16 protein-coding genes are annotated in these 15,767 nt (G+C 65.6%); 10 read left to right on the top strand and 6 right to left on the bottom strand.

Going from position 1 to position 15,767, the window contains the following annotated elements; translation table 11 throughout:
• Positions 1–6 precede the first annotated feature (6 nt).
• Genes dapB through Q0071_RS14280 form a run of 3 tightly spaced genes read left to right on the top strand, consistent with a single transcriptional unit; the run spans position 7 to position 1,867 of the window.
• Complete coding sequence (dapB, locus tag Q0071_RS14290) at positions 7–735, top strand: 4-hydroxy-tetrahydrodipicolinate reductase (protein WP_298170747.1); 729 nt, start codon at positions 7–9, stop codon at positions 733–735.
• Positions 732–1,439 carry an endonuclease III gene (gene nth, locus Q0071_RS14285; protein ID WP_298170745.1) on the top strand — a complete coding sequence of 236 codons (708 nt, stop codon included), beginning with the start codon at positions 732–734 and terminating at the stop codon, positions 1,437–1,439. Before dapB ends, nth begins: the two co-directional genes overlap by 4 nt.
• Positions 1,436–1,867 (top strand): hypothetical protein, encoded by a 432-nt coding sequence (locus Q0071_RS14280; RefSeq protein WP_298170742.1) that lies wholly within the window; start codon positions 1,436–1,438, stop codon positions 1,865–1,867. Before nth ends, Q0071_RS14280 begins: the two co-directional genes overlap by 4 nt.
• 3 nt (positions 1,868–1,870) lie before the next feature.
• Here Q0071_RS14280 and Q0071_RS14275 read toward each other — a convergent pair whose 3' ends face one another.
• On the bottom strand, positions 1,871–3,181 hold the full coding sequence (locus Q0071_RS14275; RefSeq protein ID WP_298170739.1) for a dicarboxylate/amino acid:cation symporter: 1,311 nt from the start codon (positions 3,179–3,181) through the stop codon (positions 1,871–1,873).
• A gap of 86 nt (positions 3,182–3,267) precedes the next feature.
• Positions 3,268–4,353 carry a chorismate synthase gene (gene aroC, locus Q0071_RS14270; RefSeq protein WP_298170736.1) on the bottom strand — a complete coding sequence of 362 codons (1,086 nt, stop codon included), beginning with the start codon at positions 4,351–4,353 and terminating at the stop codon, positions 3,268–3,270.
• A gap of 59 nt (positions 4,354–4,412) precedes the next feature.
• Here aroC and Q0071_RS14265 point away from each other — a divergent pair, with 59 nt between their 5' ends.
• The 3 genes from Q0071_RS14265 to Q0071_RS14255 all read left to right on the top strand — a co-directional run bounded on the left by Q0071_RS14265 (position 4,413) and on the right by Q0071_RS14255 (position 5,541).
• On the top strand, positions 4,413–4,724 hold the full coding sequence (locus Q0071_RS14265; protein WP_298170733.1) for an antibiotic biosynthesis monooxygenase: 312 nt from the start codon (positions 4,413–4,415) through the stop codon (positions 4,722–4,724).
• A complete protein-coding gene (locus Q0071_RS14260; protein WP_298170730.1) occupies positions 4,721–5,068 on the top strand; it encodes an arsenate reductase in 348 nt (115 codons plus the stop codon). The genes Q0071_RS14265 and Q0071_RS14260 overlap by 4 nt, the downstream gene beginning before the upstream one ends.
• Before the next feature lie 65 nt (positions 5,069–5,133).
• Positions 5,134–5,541 carry a thioesterase family protein gene (locus tag Q0071_RS14255; protein WP_298170718.1) on the top strand — a complete coding sequence of 136 codons (408 nt, stop codon included), beginning with the start codon at positions 5,134–5,136 and terminating at the stop codon, positions 5,539–5,541.
• A 108-nt stretch (positions 5,542–5,649) separates the two neighbouring features.
• On the opposite strand, the gene Q0071_RS14250 is transcribed toward Q0071_RS14255, so the two are convergent.
• Together Q0071_RS14250 and ubiG are read right to left on the bottom strand one after the other, a co-directional pair.
• Positions 5,650–5,835, bottom strand: a complete 186-nt coding sequence (locus Q0071_RS14250) for a hypothetical protein (RefSeq protein ID WP_147159629.1) — start codon at positions 5,833–5,835, stop codon at positions 5,650–5,652.
• Positions 5,835–6,599, bottom strand: coding sequence for a bifunctional 2-polyprenyl-6-hydroxyphenol methylase/3-demethylubiquinol 3-O-methyltransferase UbiG (gene ubiG, locus Q0071_RS14245; RefSeq protein WP_298170700.1), 765 nt, complete (start codon positions 6,597–6,599; stop codon positions 5,835–5,837). Before ubiG ends, Q0071_RS14250 begins: the two co-directional genes overlap by 1 nt.
• 94 nt (positions 6,600–6,693) lie before the next feature.
• Here ubiG and Q0071_RS14240 point away from each other — a divergent pair, with 94 nt between their 5' ends.
• From Q0071_RS14240 to Q0071_RS14230, 3 genes are all read left to right on the top strand, one after another.
• Positions 6,694–7,935 (top strand): aspartate kinase, encoded by a 1,242-nt coding sequence (locus Q0071_RS14240; protein ID WP_298170955.1) that lies wholly within the window; start codon positions 6,694–6,696, stop codon positions 7,933–7,935.
• A gap of 259 nt (positions 7,936–8,194) precedes the next feature.
• Positions 8,195–9,205 (top strand): nitronate monooxygenase, encoded by a 1,011-nt coding sequence (locus Q0071_RS14235; protein WP_298170697.1) that lies wholly within the window; start codon positions 8,195–8,197, stop codon positions 9,203–9,205.
• Between the two features lie 25 nt (positions 9,206–9,230).
• The gene (locus Q0071_RS14230; RefSeq protein WP_298170694.1) at positions 9,231–10,484 is read left to right on the top strand and encodes a TCR/Tet family MFS transporter; all 1,254 of its coding nucleotides are present in this window, start codon (positions 9,231–9,233) and stop codon (positions 10,482–10,484) included.
• Here the strand turns inward: Q0071_RS14230 and Q0071_RS14225 are convergent.
• The gene (locus tag Q0071_RS14225; RefSeq protein WP_298170691.1) at positions 10,457–11,080 is read right to left on the bottom strand and encodes an HNH endonuclease; all 624 of its coding nucleotides are present in this window, start codon (positions 11,078–11,080) and stop codon (positions 10,457–10,459) included. The genes Q0071_RS14230 and Q0071_RS14225 overlap by 28 nt on opposite strands.
• Before the next feature lie 387 nt (positions 11,081–11,467).
• Complete coding sequence (locus tag Q0071_RS14220) at positions 11,468–12,898, bottom strand: M20/M25/M40 family metallo-hydrolase (protein WP_298170689.1); 1,431 nt, start codon at positions 12,896–12,898, stop codon at positions 11,468–11,470.
• A 174-nt stretch (positions 12,899–13,072) separates the two neighbouring features.
• On the opposite strand from Q0071_RS14220, the gene gyrB reads away from it, so the two are divergent.
• Positions 13,073–15,610, top strand: a complete 2,538-nt coding sequence (gene gyrB / locus Q0071_RS14215; protein WP_298170686.1) for a DNA topoisomerase (ATP-hydrolyzing) subunit B — start codon at positions 13,073–13,075, stop codon at positions 15,608–15,610.
• The last annotated feature ends 157 nt before the right edge of the window (positions 15,611–15,767 follow it).

Genomic DNA, 15,767 nt, shown 5'->3' with positions numbered 1-15,767 from the left:
TGAGCAATGGCTAGAGTGGGCATTATCGGCAGCGCAGGTCGCATGGGGAAAGCACTGTCCGAGGCGATCGTTGCCGCCGGGCACGAAGTCTCGGGCGGCATCGATCAGGGCGGTGATCCCGTCGCACTGGCACAGGCCTCCGACGTGCTGGTCGATTTTTCGGCCCCGGCGGCGTTGGAGTTCAATCTCGATGCGGCGATCCATGCCGGGATCCCGATCGTGGTCGGCACGACCGGGCTCGCCGAGCGGCACCACTGGCTGGTCGATGCAGCGGCCGTTTCCGTGCCCGTGCTGCAGACCGGCAATACCTCGCTCGGCGTGACCCTGCTGGCGCATCTGGTGCGCGAGGCGGCGATGCGGCTGGGCGAGGACTGGGACATCGAGATCGTCGAGACGCACCACCGCATGAAAGTCGATGCGCCTTCGGGCACGGCGCTGCTGCTGGGCGAGGCGGCGGCGGCGGGCCGGGGCGTGCGGCTGCAGGAGGAAGCGGTGTCCGGGCGTGACGGGGTGACCGGCGCGCGCAAGGAAGGCACCATCGGCTTTGCAGCGCTGCGCGGCGGCACTGTGGCGGGCGATCACACCGTGCATTTCCTCGCCGACAACGAACGCATCGCGCTCTCGCACCTCGCCGAGAACCGCGCGATCTTCGCGCGCGGCGCGGTGCGCGCGGGCCTGTGGCTGCTCGGCAAGGAACCGGGGCGCTATGCGATGCACGAGGTGCTGGGGCTTTGAAGAAGGACCATGTCTTCGAGTTCTTCCGGCGGCTGGCCGAAGCCAATCCCGCGCCTGAAACCGAGCTCGAATACGGCAATGTCTATCAGCTGCTGGTGGCGGTGACGCTTTCGGCGCAGGCGACCGATGTCGGCGTCAACAAGGCGACGCGCGCGCTGTTTGCCAGGGTGAAGACCCCGGCGCAGATGCTGGAGCTGGGCGAAGAGGGCCTGAAGGCGCACATCAAGACCATCGGCCTGTTCAACAGCAAGGCGAAGAACGTGATCGCCATGGCCGAGATCCTCGTGCGCGAGCATGGCGGCGAAGTGCCGAACGACCGCGACGCGCTGACCCTGCTGCCGGGCGTGGGGCGCAAGACCGCCAATGTCGTGCTCAACTGCGCCTTCGGGGCGGAGACCTTCGCGGTCGATACGCATATCTTCCGCGTGGGCAACCGCACCGGTCTGGCCAAGGGCAAGACCCCGCTGGCGGTGGAGAAGCAGCTCGAGAAGAAAGTGCCGCAGCCGTTCCGCGTGGGGGCGCATCATTGGCTGATCCTGCACGGGCGCTATGTCTGCAAGGCGCGCAGCCCGGAATGCTGGCGCTGCGAAGTGGTTGACCTTTGCGGCTTCAAGGAGAAGATTCTCGAGAAGGGGGTGAAACCCGCGACTACGCCAGCGACTCGGGGGGGCGGAGCGCGCAAAGCCAAGGAGAAGAAGCCGTGAGTGCTTTGAGGATCGCCGCCTTGCTTACCCTGACCACGACAGCTGCCCTGTCGCTAAGTGCCTGCGCGCCCGGCGCCGGGGCTAAGTGGGCCGCCAACGGCCATGCCGCCGACATTCCTGCCGCGACGCCGACCGGCAAGGCCGTCAGCTGCATCCCGATTACCGCGATCCGGGAAAGCCGGGTGCGCGACGACTGGACCATCGATTTCCGCACCGGCGGCGACACCTGGTATCGCAGCAGCCTGCCCTACCGGTGCAGCAATCTGGGCTTCGAGCGTGCGTTCTCCTACTCGACCTCGCTCTCGCAGCTGTGCAACGTCGATATCATCACCGTCTTCCGCAACGGCGGTGGCCCGACCGGTCCGCTGGGTTCCTGCGGGCTGGGGATGTTCCAGCCGGTGAAGCTGGCGAAGGAAGCCCGGAAGTAGGCTTCACACCTCCGGATCGAGGTGCAGCCCCCGGCGGCCGTGCTCCGGCGTGTCGTGCGGGGGCACCGGCTCGGGCGCATCAGGGTCCAGCGGCACTTGCAGCATGCCTTCCCACTTGGTGATCACCGAGGTCGCCACGGCATTGCCGACGACGTTGGTGGCCGTGCGGCCCATGTCGAGGAAGGTATCGACGCCGAGCAGCAGCGCGACGCCTTCCACCGGCAGGCCGAACTGGGTGAGCGTCGCCGCGATCACGACAAGGCTCGCGCGCGGGACGCTGGCGATGCCCTTGGAGGTGATCATCAGCGTGAGCAGCATGGCCACCTGTTGCCCGGCAGAGAGCGGGATGTTGTAGGCCTGCGCGATGAACAGCGTGGCGAAGCTCGTGTACATCATCGAGCCATCGAGATTGAAGCTGTAGCCGAGCGGCAGCATGAACCCCGAAATGCGGCGCGGCACGCCGAAGCGGTCGAGCTGCTCGAACAGCTTGGGCAGTGCGCTTTCCGAACTGGCGGTGGAGAAGGCGAGCAGGATCGGCTCGCGGATATAGCGCGCGAGCAGCAGCACGCGTTTGCCGAGGAAGATCGCGCCCATGCCCAGCAGCAGGGTCCACAGGATCAGCAGCCCGAAGTAGAACTCGGCGACGAAAGCACCGTAGGTCACGATGATGCCGAGCCCGCGCGTGGCGATCACCGAGGCCATCGCGCCGAACACGCCCAGCGGTGCGGCGCGCATGACATAACCGGTGATCGTGAGCATGAGCGTCGCCAGCGCCTCGCAGCCGCGCACCAGCGGCGCGCCTTCCTCGCCCATCGCTGAAAGCCCGAGTCCGGCGAAGATCGAGAAGACGAGGATCTGCAGCACGTTGTTGTTGGCCATCGCGTCGAGCGCGCTGGTCGGGAACACCGAAAGCAGGAAGTGGCGCAAGGTCAGATCTGCCGTGGCGAGATCGGAGACCGGCGTCGAGGACGTGATATTGAGCCCGGCGCCCGGCTGGAACAGATTGACGAGCAGCAGGCCGAGCCCGATCGAAATGAGGCTCGCCGTGATGAACCAGGCGAGCGCCCGCCCGCCGATCCGGCCCAGCGCGGCGCTATCGCCCATGCTGGCGATGCCCGTCACCAGCGTTGCCAGGATCAGCGGCGCGATGATCATCTTGATGAGGTGGAGGAACACCTCGGGCAGCAGCTTGAGGAGATCGGCGATCTCCGCGAGGTGCTTGTCGCCCGCCGGATAGGAAACGTTGAGCGCGTAGCCCACGCCGATACCGGCGAAGAGGGCGATCAGGATGTAGAGGGTCAGGCGCGTGCCCAAGTTTTCGGCTCCCCGTGTGCTTATTTGCCGTTTGCTTTGGCGTGCGAGACTAGCGGGGTCGTGGCATTAGGCAAGGCGTTGGCCAGTCAGCCCCCGCACTGCGCCCGGTGCATCAGCTTCTGATCGGCCAGCACCAACGCCATCATCGCCTCGACTACCGGAACGCCGCGAATGCCGACGCAGGGGTCGTGCCGGCCCTTGGTGAAGAGCTCGGTCGCCTCGCCTTCCCGTGTGATCGTGGGAACGGGCGTGAGGATCGACGAGGTGGGCTTGAAGGCGACGCGCACGTGGACCGGCTGACCGGTGGAGATGCCGCCCGCGATGCCGCCCGCGTGATTGGCGAGGAATTCGGGCGCTTCTTCTCCCGATCCGGTTTTTGGGGGCCGCATCGGATCGGCATTGCCTTCACCGGTGTTGGCCGCGGCGGCAAAGCCATCGCCGATCTCGACACCCTTGACCGCATTGATGCCCATCATCGCGTGGGCCAGCTCGGCATCAAGCTTGGCATAGAGCGGCGCGCCCCAGCCTGCGGGGACGCCACTGGCGGTGCATTCGACGACGGCGCCGAGCGAGGAACCGGCCTTGCGGGCATTGTCCACCAGGGCTTCCCAGCGTGCGGCGGCCTTGGCATCAGGGCAGAAGAACGGGTTGCGCGTGATCTCTGCCGCATCGAAGTTGGCCGGATCGATGGCATCGCCGCCGATGGCGCTGACCCAGCCGAGCACTGTCACTTCCGGAATGACGAGGCGCGCCACTGCACCCGCTGCCACGCGCGCCGCAGTCTCGCGCGCGCTGGAGCGTCCGCCGCCGCGATAGTCACGGAATCCGTACTTGGCGTCATAGGCATAGTCGGCATGGCCGGGGCGATAGGCCTTGGCGACATCGCCGTAGTCCTTTGAGCGCTGGTCCACGTTCTCGATCATCAGGCTGATCGGGGTGCCGGTGGTGCGCCCTTCGAACACGCCGGAAAGGATGCGGACCTGATCCGGCTCCTGCCGCTGCGTGGTGAAGCGCGATTGTCCGGGGCGCCGCGCATCGAGGAAGGGCTGGATGTCTGCCTCGCTCAGCGGCAGGCCCGGCGGGCAGCCATCGACGACCGCGCCGAGGGCGGGTCCGTGGCTTTCCCCCCAGGTGGTGAAGCGGAATGAGTGGCCGAAAGTGTTGAAGCTCATGGGGCAGGCCTTTGCGCAAATTGTTGCAAAAGTCACGCCCGGTGCGCCAAAGGGGCGCCATGTTCCTCGTCGTCTTCCGCAACCGCAAGCGCGCCGACATTGATGCCGCTGCCTATTCCGCTGATGCCGATGCCATGGAGGTGCTCGCCGCAGCGCAGCCCGGGTACATTTCCTTCAAAAGCTACACCGCCGAGGACGGCGAAGTCGTCGCGATCAGCGAATGGGTGGACGAAGCGGCGGCGCTGGCATGGCGGCGGGTGGCCGAACACTCCGAAATGCAGGCCAAGGGCCGCGAGGCCTACTACGAGGACTACACGCTGTTTGCGGGCACGCCGAACCGGGTGCACCGCTTTTCGAGGACCAAGGCATGACGATCACGCTCTACGGCATCCCCAATTGCGACACTGTGAAGAAGGCGCGCACCTGGCTGGACGCAAAAGGGATCGCCTACACCTTTCACGACTACAAGAAGCAGGGCGCAGACCCTGCGAGAATCGCGGGCTGGATCGCTGCGGCGGGGCGCGACAAGGTGGTGAACCGTGCGGGGACGACGTTCCGCAAGCTCTCTGAAGCGGATCAGGCCGCGCTGGGCGGAGAGGGTGCGCCGGACGTGCTGGCGGCCAATACCTCGGTGATCAAGCGGCCGATCGTGGAGCATCCGGGCGGGCTGCTGGTGGGATTCAAGGAAGCGGAGTGGAGCTCCATTCTGGGCTGAATTGACATGAAAAGACATGCGGGTTGCGCTGTTCAGCTGAGCTCCTCCGTGTTATCTACATCAATGTGAATACTGCCGCGCCTTTCGCCTTTGCGATCACCGTCGATCCTTCGGACATCGATTTCATGGGGCACGTCAACAACGCGTCCTACCTCAAATGGGTGCAGGATGCCGTCGTCGGCCACTGGCGCGCGTTTGCCCCGGCGCAGGCGATTGCCGACCATGTGTGGGTCGCGACCAATCACAACATCACGTACCGGCGGCCGACGTTCCTCAACGATCCGGTGATCGCGCATGTGATTCTGGAGCGGGTGCAGGGCGCGCGGGCGTTCTACGAAACGATTATCAAGCGCGGCGAGGATGTGCTCGCCGAAGTGAAATCAAGCTGGTGCTGCCTCGATGCCGCCACCTTGCGCCCGGCGCGGCTGGCGCGTGAACTGGTCGAGAAGTTTCTGCCTGCTTCGGTAGACTGAGCGCGGCCAACCCCCGCTTCGTCATTCCCGCGCAGGCGGGAATCCAGCGAACCATAGCGCTGCGCCGCTCTGGATCCCCGCCTTCGCGGGGATGACGAGGGATAAACTTCAGCGCAGCTTCGCGATTTCCAGACCGTCCGCCTTGGCGCGAATCTTGATCGATTCCTCGCTGCGGGTCAGCGCCTTGGCGAGGCCTTTCAGCGCCATGCCCTTCTTGGCGAGCATGTGCAGCTTCTGCACCTCATCGGTGGTCCAGGCCTGCTTGTGGCGTTCGAAGACTTTTCCGGTCGCCATCAGACTTGCACCCCTTCAATTCTACGTGCGGTGACAATGTAGTTGAGCGAAAGGTCGTCCGAAAGGTGGAGGCCTTTCAGCGGGCTCCACGAAATGCCCCTGGGGTTGCCCATCGCGAACCCGGCTTCGGCGAGCAGATCGCTGAGCTCCAGCGGCGTGATGAAATCGTCCCAATGGTGCGTGCCCTTGGGCACCATGCCGACCGTTTCCGCCGCACCGACCAGCAACAGGCGCGAGGCGGCGGTGCGGTTGGGGGTGGAGATGACCAGCAGGCCGCCGTCCGCAACCGTCGCCGCGAGGCCCGCGATGAAGGCGGCTTTGTCTGCCACATGCTCGATCACCTCCATCGAGGTGACAAGATCGAAGCCGGTGAGCCCGAGTTCCGCCAGTTCGCCATGGCGATAGTCGATGGCAAGGCCGCCACCTTCCGCGTGGGCTTTCGCTGCCGAGATATTTTCTTCCGCCGCGTCCACTGCCGTGACGCTTGCGCCCATCCGCGCCAGCGGTTCCGCCAGCAGTCCGGCGCCGCAGCCGACATCGAGCGCGCGGCGCCCCGCAAGTGGGCGCAGGCCTTTCGGATCGGCGGCGAGGTGCGAATCGATAGCATCGCGCAGGAAGCCGAGCCGCACCGGGTTGAGCTTGTGCAGCATGGCCGAGCTGCCCTTGGGATCCCACCATTCGGCGGCCAGCTTGCCGAAATGGGCGGCTTCCTCGGGCCTGATGGTTGCTGCGCCCGTCGTTGCTTGGGAGGTTGCATTGCTCATGCTGCGACTCTAAAGCGCCGCGTCCGCGCGGTCGAGAGGCCGCGGGGGAAACCTTTTTTGTTGCTGCGGGGGATAGAGCGTGGCCCGGATCGTGATGAAATTCGGCGGCACTTCGATGGCCGGGACCGAGCGCATCCGCCGCGTGGCCGGCATCGTCAAGCGCCAGCAGGAAGCGGGGCACGAAGTTGCCGTCGTCGTCTCGGCCATGGCGGGCGAGACCGACCGACTGGTGACGTTCTGCCGCGAGGCCAACGCCCTCTATGACCGCGCCGAATACGACGTGGTTGTCGCGGCGGGGGAGCAGGTCACTGCCGGCCTCCTCGCGCTCCATCTTCAGGCGCTGGGCTGCAAGGCGCGCTCGTGGCTCGGCTGGCAGCTGCCGGTGCGCACCGACGATGCCCATGCTGCAGCGCGGATCGAGGATATCGAATCGGGCGCGCTGCTCGCCTCCATGGCGGCGGGTGAGATTGCGGTGATCCCGGGCTTTCAGGGCCTCGACCCCCAGGCCCGAGTGACCACGCTGGGCCGGGGCGGATCGGATACCTCGGCGGTCGCGGTGGCGGCGGCGGTGCACGCGGACCGCTGCGATATCTACACCGATGTCGACGGCGTCTACACCACCGATCCGCGCATCGTGGCGAAGGCGCGCAAGTTGAAATACGTGACTTACGAGGAAATGCTCGAGCTCGCCTCGGTCGGCTCCAAGGTGCTGCAGACGCGCTCGGTCAGCCTCGCGATGAAGGAAGGCGTGCGCGTGCAGGTGCTCTCCTCGTTCATCGATGAAAGTGCGCCGCCAGCCGACAGCATTCCCGGCACGATGATCGTGAGCGACGAAGAATTGGAAGGAACCGACATGGAACGCCAGCTGATCACCGGCATTGCCGCCGACAAGAACGAGGCCAAGGTGACGCTGACCCGCGTGCCCGACCGTCCGGGTGCGGTGGCCGCGATCTTCGGCCCGCTCGCCGAGGCGAACATCAACGTCGACATGATCATCCAGAACATCGCCAAGGACAAGGGCGAGACTGACGTGACCTTCACCTGTCCGCAAGCGGACCTCGCCCGCACGCAGGCGCTGATCGAGGAGCGCAAGGAAGCGATCGGCTACTACCGCATGATCGCGGACAGCAAGGTCGCGAAGGTCTCGGTGGTCGGCGTCGGCATGCGCAGCCACGCGGGCGTCGCCTCGACCATGTTCAAGGCGCTGGCGGACCGGGGCATCAACATCCAGGCGATCTCGACCAGCGAGATCAAGGTCTCGGTGCTGATCGACGCGGACGAAGTGGAACTCGCCGTGCGCGTGCTGCACACCGCTTACGAGCTCGACGCGGCCTGAAAAGTCCCGCCTCCCGGCGCCGTTGCGAAGCCGGAAGGCGGGGTGCGACCCGGGACCGGGCCTTGGTGGACCGGCTCTCGGCTTTCTCGAAAATACCTGATGCCGCCTTTCTGCGTGCTGTACGGCGATCGGGCAAACGACAAACTTTGCGCACTGAAATCGAGGCGGCCGATCAGGCTGCAAACTTCCCGCCTTGTTGCCGCCACGAAGCAGCCCTAAAGGCGCTCGTTTGCAGGCTGCGCTAGACGAGACGTTTCGAATGACCGCATTTCCCAAGACCCACGCCCTCATGGCGCGCGGTGCAGAGTTTCTTGGTACCGAGCATGCCGTGCTGTGCGGCGCGATGAGCTGGGTTTCCGAGCGCAATCTCGTGGCCGCAATCAGCAATGCCGGCGGTTTCGGCGTGATTGCCTGCGGGGCGATGACCCCCGAACTCCTCGATGCCGAGATCACGGCGACAGCGGCGCTTACTGCCAAGCCCTTTGGCGTGAACCTCATCACGATGCATCCGCGCCTGTTCGATCTGATCGAGGTGTGCAGCCGCCACAAGGTGGGCCACGTCGTGCTCGCGGGCGGGATTCCGCCCAAGGGTTCGGTTGAGGCGATCAAGGTGTTCGGCGCCAAGGTCATTGTGTTTGCACCCACTTTGGCACTCGCCAAGAAGCTGTTCCGTTCGGGCGCCGATGCGCTGGTGATCGAGGGTTCCGAAGCCGGCGGGCATATCGGCCCGGTCTCGACCTCGGTGCTGGCGCAGGAGTTCCTGCCTGCGCTGGCGGCTGAACATGTGGTGTTCGTGGCCGGCGGGATCGGCCGCGGCGAGATGATCGCCAGCTACCTCGAAATGGGCGCGAGCGGAGTGCAGCTTGGCACCCGCTTTGCCTGCGCCAGCGAATCCATCGCGCATCCGGCGTTCAAGGCGGCGTTCTTCCGCGCCAATGCGCGCGATGCGGTGGCCAGCGTGCAGATCGATCCGCGCCTCCCCGTCATCCCGGTGCGCGCGCTGCGCAACAAGGGCAGCGAGGAATTCAACGCCAAGCAGATCGAAGTCGCGCGGCGACTTGATGAAGGCGTGGTCGACATGGGGCAGGCGCAGCTGGAGATCGAGCATTTCTGGGCTGGCGCGCTGCGCCGCGCGGTGATCGACGGCGATGTCGAACGCGGCTCGGTCATGGCCGGGCAGTCTGTCGGCATGGTGACTAAGGAAGAGCCGGTCGCCGCGATCATGGCCGAACTGATGACGGAGTGCGAGGCGGCGCTGACGCGCAGTTGAGCGCAGATCGAAGAAGGTGAACGCTGTGCCGCCCCCTTCCGCGAACCGCGCCTCCATCGGCTTCGTCTTCGCCATTGTGCTGATCGACATGCTGGGCTTCGGCATTGCGCTGCCGGTGCTGCCCGGGCTGATTATGTCCCTCGCGCATGTGCCGATTTCCGTGGCGGCAGAATATGCCGGCTGGCTCGGTGCGGGCTATGCCGTGATGCAATTCGTGTTCGCGCCGGTGATCGGGAACCTGTCTGACCGGTTCGGGCGGCGGCCGGTGCTGCTCGCCGCGATTCTGGCGATGGGGCTGGACTACCTGCTGCAGGCCATGGCCCCGGCCTTCTGGTGGCTGATCATCGGGCGCCTCGTCGCTGGCGCGACGGGCGCGAGCTTCTCCGCCGCCTATGCCTATGTCGCCGATGTCACCCCGCCCGAAAAGCGCGCGGCGAGCTTTGGCCTGATGGGCATGGCCTTCGGGATCGGCTTCGTGGTCGGCCCGGCGCTCGGCGGGGTGCTGGGCTCGATCGATCAGCGCCTGCCGTTCGAGGCGGCGGCGGTGCTGGCGCTGGCCAACTTCGCGTTCGGCCTCGTGTTCCTGAAGGAATCGCTTCCGCCCGAAAGCCGCCGCCCGTTTGACTGGCGTCGCGCCAATGCGCTCGCCTCGTTGCGCGCGCTGCGCAAGCAGAGCACGACCGTGCTGTGGTTTGTCGGCGCGCTGGCCGTGTGGCAGCTGGCCTATATCGTCTACCCTTCGACCTGGGCCTACTTCGCGATTGCGGCCTATGGCTTTTCGACGCGCGATGTCGGGCTGGCGCTGGCGATGGTGGGGATCACCAGCGCGCTGGTGCAGGGTTTCGGGCTCAGGCTGGTGATGCCGAAGCTGGGCGAGCGGCGGACGGTGATGCTGGGCGTCGCCTCGCTGGCGGCGGCGGCGGTTCTCTATACGATCGCGACCACGACCTGGGTGGTCTATCTCGCGATTGCCGTTGGCGCACTCTCCGGCATGGTCCAGCCCTCGATCGCGGCGATGAACAGCAAGGCGGTTGATGCAAAGAGCCAGGGCGAATTGCAGGGCGCGACCCAGTCGATCAATTCGATCGCGGCCATCATCGGCCCGCCGCTCTACACGCAGACTCTGGCGCACTTCAGTGGCCCGGCTGCGATCCTCAACCTGCCGGGCGTTACCATGCTGCTGGCCGCGGCCATTTCCGTGGTGGCGATGCTGCTGTTTCTCAAAGGCGCGAGCCTTCTGACGAAGACCGCTCAGCCTTCCAGTTCAACGTCCCAGTAGAGCCAGTCGCGCCAGCTATCGTGGAGGTGGCCGGGCGGGAACAGGCGTCCGCGTTCCTGCAGGTGCCATGAGGTCGGCCGGATCGGTTCGGTGATCAGGCGCATCGCGGCTTGCGCCGGGGTGCGGCCCCCTTTGTGCATGTTGCACGGCGCGCAAGCGGCGACGACGTTCTCCCATGTCGTGCGCCCGCCAAGGCGGCGCGGCACCACATGGTCGAAGGTCAGCTGATCCGGGCAGCCGCAGTACTGGCACTGGAACTTGTCACGCAGGAACAGGTTGAAGCGCGTGAAGGCGGGAAACTCGCTGGGGCGCACATATTGCCGGAGCGCGATCACCGAAGGAATCTTCATGTCGAGCGAGGCGCTGTGGACCTCGCGGTCGTAGGTGGCGACGATATCGACGCGTTCGAGGAACACCGCCTTGATCGCGGTCTGCCATGGCCAGAGGCTTAGGGGATAGTAGCTGAGCGGGGTATAGTCCGCATTGAGCACGAGCGCCGGGCAGTTTGAAAGATGGCGATCATGGCCCAATAGCGCGGTATCACCGCCGTGGGGCTTGGCTTCTGCCGCCCGCTCGATCAGCGCCCTGTGAAGCATGCTCCCAACCGGCCCTTTCGCTCCCTGGCGCCCGAAGCCTCACCCGGAGGCGAAGCAAGGCGCCTTCGGGGTGCGATGTGAGGGATGCGGATGACCGCTTCGTGACGCATGGGCAGAAAAGACCACAGCCCTCTCGCGTGCGTCAAGAGGACGTGCGCATTCCTGTCCACAGGTGCATAAGCCTGTGGACAGGATGGGGGCAATTCCCGCTAAAGCGAGCAATTACAGCGGCGTGATCCGCATGGCACCTACACGGAAAACTCCCCGTCGCCCCGTGCTTGACACGGGGCTTGGCTAACCTTTGCTGCCAAGGAAAGCCCAGGCCCGTGTCAAGCACGGGCCGACGGAAGCCTTTTGAGAAATGAGCCGAACTTCAAATCCGCGATGTTACTTGGTGTAGGCCTTGACCAGCTCATAGAGATAAGCGCGGCCGGTCATCAGCGACTTGATCTCGATCCGTTCGTTGAGGCCGTGGACGCCGTTGCCGTCCGGATTGCCCCAGCTGCCCGGCACGCCATAGGTCGGGATACCCACCGCGCCGAGGAACACCGCGTCGGTCGCGCCGGTCGACATCGTCGGCACCACCGGCACGCCGGGGAAGTACTTGGCAGCAAGCTTTTCCATCGGGCCGATGATCGCCGGATCCATCGGCGGGGTCTTGGCAATGGGCCGCAGGGGCGGAGCGAGGGTCACCGTCACCCCGGCATCGGCGACAACGGCCTGCAGTTCCTTCTGCACTTCCTCGACCGAGTGGCCGGGGAAGATGCGGCAATTGACGTTGGCCCCGGAGCGCTGCGGTAGCGCGTTGTTGGCATGGCCGCCGTCGATCAGTGTGGCGACGCAGGTGGTGCGCAGCATCGAGTGGAACGTGCGGTCGGTATTGAGCACGGCCTCGGCTGCGGTGTCTGCCGGGTTGGCGGCAATCGCCTGCATCGCCTTGCCGAGATCATCATTCCGCGCGGCGCCCGCCTTGGCGAAGAAGGCGCGCGTAGTGTCGGAAAGCTCGAGCTTGAAATCGTAGTTCTGCAGCTTCACCAGCGCGGCGGCGAGCTGATAGATCGCGTTGTCGCGCACCGGGATCGAGCTGTGGCCGCCCGGATTGCGCGTTTCGAAGCGATAGTTCTGCACGCCCTTCTCGCCGACCTGGATCGATTCCACGACGAGCTTGCCGCCTTCGGAGACGCCCTTGCCATTGGTGCGCCCGCCGCCGCCTTCATTGAGCGCATAGGCCGCGTCGATCAGATCGCGCTTATTGTTCGCCAGCCATTCGGCGCCGTTGAAGGCGTAAGTCGTCTCCTCGCCGCAAGTGAGCGCGAGCTTCACTGTGCGCCTGGGCTTGAAGCCCTCCTGCTTGAAGCGGATCAGGGTGTCGGTCCACGCGGCTGCCATCGCCTTGTCGTCAACCGTGCCGCGCGCATAGAAATACCCGTTCTCCTCGATCAGCGTGAAGGGATCGCGCACCCAGTCCTCGCGCTTGGCTTCCACCACATCGAGGTGAGCAAGGAGGAGGATCGGCTTCTCGGTCTTCGAGGTGCCGGGCATCACGGCGACGAGGCCGCCTTCCTTCGGCTTCTCCGGCGTGGCGAACAGGGTCAGCTGATCATCGGTGAAACCGGCCGCCTTGAGCCGCGCCGCCATGCGCTCTGCCGCCAAGGTGCAGCTGCCCGACGAAAGTGTCGTGTTGGTTTCGACGAGCTCCTTGTAGAGGCTGCGGAAGGCCTCCTCGCCGCCATAGGGATCGGTCTTTGCAGCAGGCGCGGCAAGCGCCGGAGAGGAGAGCAGGGCGGCTGAAATCACGCCGGTCAGCAGCTTGCGCATGGGCGACAAGTCCTTTGTCTGGAAGGTGGTTGTGCGTGTTTCAGCACGATTGACGCCCCTCCACCAGTCCCCCGCCATTTTCGACTTTTGTCGGCGGGTGAAATGGGGCTCTCCCTTGTGCAAAACAGGGCGGATTCGCTTGGGAAATCGGCCTTTAATGCCTATGTCCGCAGGATGGCCAGTACGAACGAAAACATCCCCAACGCCAACGAATATGGCGCCGATTCCATCAAGGTCCTGCGCGGGCTCGATGCGGTGCGAAAGCGCCCCGGCATGTACATCGGCGATACCGACGACGGCTCGGGCCTGCACCACATGGTGTTCGAGGTTTCGGACAACGCGATCGACGAGGCGCTGGCCGGGCACTGCGATCTGGTGCTGATCGAATTGAACCCGGATGGTTCGGTTTCGGTGGAAGACAATGGCCGCGGCATCCCCACCGGCATCCACGCCGAGGAATGCGTTTCCGCCGCCGAAGTGATCATGACCCAACTCCACGCGGGCGGGAAGTTCGAGAACACCAGCGACGACAACGCCTACAAGGTTTCGGGCGGGCTACATGGCGTCGGCGTCTCGGTGGTCGCCGCACCATTAAAAAGACAAGAACTGACGATCTGGCGCGACGGCGAGGAGCACTGGATGCGCTTCGAGCATGGCGATGCGGTTGCGCCGCTGAAGGTCAACGGCCCCGCCCCGGACAACGGCAAGGGCGGCGTCAAGAAGGGCACCCGCGTGACCTTCTTCGCCAGCCACGACACCTTCAAGAACGTCACCGAGTTCGATTTCGACAAGCTCGAGCACCGCTACCGCGAGCTTGCCTTCCTCAATTCGGGCGTGCGCATCCTGCTGCGCGACAAGCGGCACGAGGACGTGAAGGAGCACGATCTCTATTACGTCGGCGGCATCGCGGCCTTCGTGAAGTACCTCGATCGCAACAAGCAGCCCCTGATGCCCGAACCCATCGCCATCGGGGCGGAGCGCGACGGCATCGGCATCGATGTCGCGCTGCAGTGGAACGACAGCTATTACGAGAACGTCCTCACCTTCACCAACAACATCCCCCAGCGCGATGGCGGCACCCACCTCGCGGCCTTCCGCGCGGCGCTGACGCGGACGCTGAACGGCTATGCCGACCGTTCGGGGATGCTGAAGAAGGAGAAGGTTTCGCTCACCGGCGATGACATGCGCGAGGGGCTGACCGCGATCGTTTCGGTCAAGCTGCCGGATCCGAAGTTCTCCTCGCAGACGAAGGACAAGCTGGTCTCCTCCGAAGTGCGCCAGCCCTTGGAGGCGCTGATGGCCGACAAGATGAGCGAATGGCTCGAGGAAAACCCCGCCCACGCCCGTGCCGTGATCCAGAAGGTGATCGACGCTGCCGCTGCGCGCGAGGCCGCCAAGAAGGCGCGCGAGCTCACGCGGCGCAAGGGCGCGATGGATATCGCCAGCCTGCCGGGCAAGCTGGCGGACTGCCAGGAGCGCGATCCCGCCAAGTGCGAGCTGTTCCTTGTCGAGGGCGATTCGGCAGGCGGCTCGGCCAAGCAGGGGCGTGACCGGCACTTCCAGGCGATCCTGCCGCTCAAGGGCAAGATCCTCAACGTCGAGCGCGCGCGGTTCGACCGGATCATCGGCTCGAAGGAAGTCGGCACGCTGATCCAGGCGATGGGCACCGGCATCCGCGACGAGTTCAACCTGGCCAAGCTGCGCTATCACAAGATCGTGATCATGACCGACGCCGACGTCGACGGCGCGCATATCCGCACCTTGCTGCTCACGTTCTTCCACCGCCAGATGCCCGAAATCATCCGCGAGGGGCACCTCTTCATCGCGCAGCCGCCGCTCTACAAGGTGGCGAAGGGCAGGAGCGAGGTCTACCTCAAGGACGGCCCGGCGCTGGACCGCTATCTGGTCGAGGCGGGGCTGGCTGGGCGCTTGCTGGAAACGGCGGGCGGTGCGCGCAGCGGGGCGGATCTGGCGGGCCTCGTCGATCACGCGCTGCGCTTCCGCAACCTGATGGCCTTTGCGCCCAAGCGCTATGATCCGACGATCATCGAGGCGCTGGCGCTGGCCGGCGCGCTGGAGCCGGAAATGACCGCAGCCGAGCGCGAGGCGGCGCTGGCCGCCAGCGTGCGCTGGATGGACCGCGGCGAGCATGATGCGCGCTGGATCGCCGAAGTGGCGCCCGATGGCGGCTATCGCATCCAGCGCGTGTGGCGCGGGGTGACCGACCAGCACACCATCGAGCCCGGCTTCCTCTCGAGCGCCGAGGCGCGCAAGCTGGCCCGGCTCGCCGGCGAACAGGCCGAAGTCTATGCCATGCCGGCGCGGCTGGTGCGCACCAGCGCTGCGGTTGCCGAGCCCGAGCCCGAGGCCGTGCTGGAAGAGCAGGAGGGCGAGGCCGAAGCACCCGCGCCGGTGCGGCCTGCCACGAAGGAAAGCGCCGGGATCACACGGCCTTCCGAACTGCTGGCGCAAGTGCTGGCGGCAGGGCGCAAGGGGCTCTCGATCTCGCGCTACAAGGGCCTCGGCGAAATGAACGCCGATCAGCTGTGGGAGACGACGCTCGATCCGACGCAGCGTTCGCTGCTGCAGGTGAAGATGGAAGACGCCGACGTGACCGACGAGATCTTCACTCGCCTGATGGGCGACGTGGTCGAGCCGCGGCGCGACTTCATTCAGGAAAACGCGCTCAACGTGGCGAACCTGGACGTCTGATGGCGGGCGCGACCCTGGCCGAAATCCCGTGGGATCAGGCCGCGACGATGATCGATCTGGAGGGGCGCGTGCCGATCATCGGCACTGTGCGCGAGTGTGCGTTGCACTTCACTTTGTACAAGCCGCACGCGCGGGAGAATGCGCGGCTGCTGCTGAC

Origin of the sequence: Novosphingobium sp. (genome assembly GCF_027486195.1) — a bacterium.
Lineage (GTDB): Bacteria > Pseudomonadota > Alphaproteobacteria > Sphingomonadales > Sphingomonadaceae > Novosphingobium.
This window is presented reverse-complemented; position numbering and strand designations above follow the sequence as displayed.